The sequence below is a fragment of the Bacillota bacterium genome (genome assembly GCA_024655925.1).
Classification (GTDB): Bacteria; Bacillota; DTU025; order DTU025; family JANLFS01; genus JANLFS01.
Map to the genome: position 1 here is coordinate 1 of JANLFS010000172.1, position 3,423 is coordinate 3,423.

3 protein-coding genes are annotated in these 3,423 nt (G+C 58.5%); all 3 read right to left on the reverse strand.

Features of this window, described 5'->3' with window-relative positions; genetic code table 11:
* Window positions 1-93: 93 nt before the first annotated feature.
* The 3 genes from NUW23_15575 to NUW23_15585 all read right to left on the reverse strand — a co-directional run bounded on the left by NUW23_15575 (window position 94) and on the right by NUW23_15585 (window position 3,179).
* Entirely contained in the window at window positions 94-1,941 is a 1,848-nt protein-coding gene (locus tag NUW23_15575; protein MCR4427576.1) for a C69 family dipeptidase, read from the reverse strand.
* Between the two features lie 77 nt (window positions 1,942-2,018).
* Complete coding sequence (locus tag NUW23_15580; GenBank protein ID MCR4427577.1) at window positions 2,019-2,549, reverse strand: hypothetical protein; 531 nt, start codon at window positions 2,547-2,549, stop codon at window positions 2,019-2,021.
* Between the two features lie 75 nt (window positions 2,550-2,624).
* On the reverse strand, window positions 2,625-3,179 hold the full coding sequence (locus tag NUW23_15585; GenBank protein ID MCR4427578.1) for a PQQ-binding-like beta-propeller repeat protein: 555 nt from the start codon (window positions 3,177-3,179) through the stop codon (window positions 2,625-2,627).
* Window positions 3,180-3,423: the final 244 nt, after the last annotated feature.

The window sequence follows — 3,423 nt, forward strand, 5'->3', positions numbered from 1 at the left end:
GCCCCCCGTTACCGGGGGGCCTGTCTTGACTCTGGTGGTACCTGGTTGCGGCACCAGACAGCTTCAGGCGGGATGCGGTGAGGGGAACCTGACCTATGGCATGAAGTTCACCAGATCCCACCCGACTAATGGTGTCCCAGAATCGGTCGTGGCGCTCAACCACATGTCAGTGTAGCATACGGGCGAGATGAGTTTGGCCAGTGCCCCGATGTCAAACTCTGCTACGAGGTCTTCCACGCCGTCGCTGTTCACGTCCTCGAAGACTCCCCCTTTGGCCTTCACCCAGGTCCCCGGATTGCGGTACGCGGGTCCTAGTGTCACGGACTCCAATTTCACGCTCTTCGGATCGAACAACACCCCGTCGCACAACGGTGAGCTCAGGATGGACACCTTGATGGTGCCAGTCTCGCTAAGTTTCACGCTCTGCCTCTGAATATCGATCTTCACCGTGGGAAGCTCGGCTATGAGATCCTTTGCTTGCCTCAAGGCTCTCTGGGCAAGGCTATTCGTGTAGCTGGTGAGAAACGCTATCCCGGCTTCCTGGTCCACGGCAAGAATCTGCTGCGCGGTTCTCTCCACTGTTGCTTGATCCGCGAGCATTTCTTCCTCGAAGGTTTCCCACACCGAGCACACCTTGTCGATGGTATCCCCATACTGCCCATCTACTATGGTCTGGAGAGTCTCGAAAGTCCACCATGCTTTGGTGGGATCGTAGTCGTAAAGCGCTGCATGTGGCTTGAACTGGAACGAGTTGCCGACTGAGGGGTCGGCCCAGAAGTATCCGTCTGGAACAGACGTTATACCTAAGTACCAGGGCACATAAGGGCTCGTGTCCGGGCGGCCGGTTGTCCTCCAGTAGACAGCTTTCATTGGGTCGGGAAGGCCCGCCCGCAGCTGCACCACTGAGCTTTCCTGGGTGCTGCTGGTGCAGATGACTCTTTCGTCAGTCCAGTGGGGTGACGTCTTGTACCCATCGGTCTTGTCATAGGGTGTTCCCTCGTAGTGGTCCCGAAGAATCTTCGCGACATCAGAGACGGACATTTTCTTTGACGGGGTGACGGCGAAGGGCAGAGGGGTCGTCTTTGGAGTCTCTCCCGTAATCAGCTGGTGTGCCCTCCACTGACGTGTATCGTACCCACGTTCCTTGGTCTTTCCGGTGGCAGGCGCCTGGTAGGCAGTTGAGAAATCGAACGGCTTGCCGTCTGCCGGATCGTACCATCCCCTCTTGATGGCATACTCGATCAGGTCGGGGGAGGCGATGAAGTTCTCCGTGTCGGAGAGGTCCACTTCACGAATGACGTACTGGTTGGGGATGAACACCACCTTGTCGTCTGGAACCCGCTGAGCTACATAGTGTTTTCCACGGACTAGGTGAAGCAGCCAGCCCTCGTTGGCGTCGGCGATTTGGTATGAACGGCCAGCTGCTATGTACCCGAACTCCTCCGCAAGCTTTGCGGCGAGCTCCACACCCTCGCGCGCTGTCCGGGCCCGCTCTGCAACAATGCGACGGATATGGTAGCCTATGCCGCCGTCGGTGATATCACCGCGAGCTACCAGCACGTCGTAACCATCTTCCTTGGTAGACCCGCAGTTGTCACTTGCGATTGCCACGCCCCACTCGTTGATGAACAAGTCACTGAACGATCCACCTGGCGTCTGCGACCAAATGAAGGCCCACGTGACAGGCACCTGGGGAGTCGTTCCCCCGTTTTCAAACCGGATGACCTCCCCGGGTTCGTGTGTCATCCTCGGAACGATATACTGGGGCATCACTATCCGCCCGCCGTTGTCCTCATTATGTCCGAGCAATACTGACCCGTCCACCGTAGCATTGCGGCCGACGATTATGCTCGAGCAGTCAGCCAGTGCCGGGAGGGTGAAGACAATGACGGTGAACACGAGCGCGAGACCGGTCACACAGACACTCATCAGCTTGCGCATATGCTACACCCCTTCTATACTTAGTCTCTTGGGCCCAGCGCTCAACGGTGAACAGCGCTCCGCAATGGCTAACCACCTCACGGCACGTTTCCGACGCACACCAGTGTTAATCCCACCGACAGGATGATCTTCTCTTCAGATACAAGCGCAAGAGCGCCTACATCTGTGCCCGGCGGCAAGGCTAGTGACGCTTCCACACCCGATTCGGGCGAGATTGCCAGAAGCTGCCCTCCGGCAGTGACATAGGCTGTGCCGGCCCGGTCGACAATTGGACTGTTAGAGGCTGGGCTGGGCAGGGGAATCCTCCGGACGATCATACCCTGCGGGGAAAGAATGCGCAGGGTGCGCCGGTCACCTTCCAGCAAGTACACATCCCCGCTTGCACTGATGGCAGGCACTCCCCAGGCGGGGACAGTGTCCTGCCAGAGTCTCTCGCCTGTCAGGAGGAAAGCAGCTGATGGCTGACCTTCCGAGACGAGGATGACGTGGCCGTCGCAACTGACTGACACGGCGTCCGCCTTGTGAGAGAAGTAGATGGAGCGCATGTACCGCCCCTTTGGGCTCACGACATGTACGACGTTCTCTTCGTCTCTTGGGCTGTCAGGCAAGATCGACCCGCTCACTACGATCTCGCCGCTTTCAGAGACCGCTAGGGACCGGACCGGTCCGGGAAAGACGATTTCTCAGGTAAAACAGTCTGGAAGTACCCGGTATTCCCACCTCCGTTCTCCGCCTGGGTCCGTGGCAACTACGGCTTCCTCACCTCCGGCGATGACGGTGCCGTCTTCCAGGGCATACAGCCCTCCAGTAACCTTGACTCTTTGTGCCCACAGCATCGTTCCTGACGCTGACACCGCACAGAGATGTCCAAGTGACAGACCAAGATGAACGGTCCCGGAAGGAGACGAGGCCATGGCGACTGCACAGTCCCCCATGTCGAGTTCCCACAGACCCGTTCCATCTGAAGTGAAACTGAACAACCGGCTGCCCGAGGCCACGAACAGCTGCCCCTCTAGACCCGTTACCGCGGGGAGTGTGGCAGGTTCAGGGAGTTCCACGTGCCACAGGATGGTCAAAGTTGCGGGCCCTTCGGCGTCGGCAGCACCAGTGTTAGCAGGTGTACCCCGCGCCGCCAGCCACACTTGGCTATCTGCCGCTGCAGCCCACGGGACACAGCTGAAGACCGCAAACAAAGCGGCAATCAAGATAGGTCCCACGAAGACCCTTCGCGTGGCCAACACCGCGCCCTCCAATGCTGCATCATTTGCGCAGGTCAATCCGGCGTCACACCCAGAGATAGGTTCGACACGGGCAAGTGTTTTCCTGCTATACATTCTAGACATAATATCAACGCAAATATGAACATTAATGGAGCTTGCTGTGGCTACACGCGGTGTGGGAGGTGTCGCAGCTGCGCAATCTACTTTCCTCCTCCCGCACCCACAGGCGTGGGCTCGGCGAGTTTGGCCGTTTCCGAGGAGG

What these genes read in the sequence shown, in the direction of transcription:
- NUW23_15575 (MCR4427576.1), bottom strand. Translation starts at nt 1,941, where the DNA reads ATGCGCAAGCTGATGAGTGTCTGTGTGACCGGTCTCGCGCTCGTGTTC.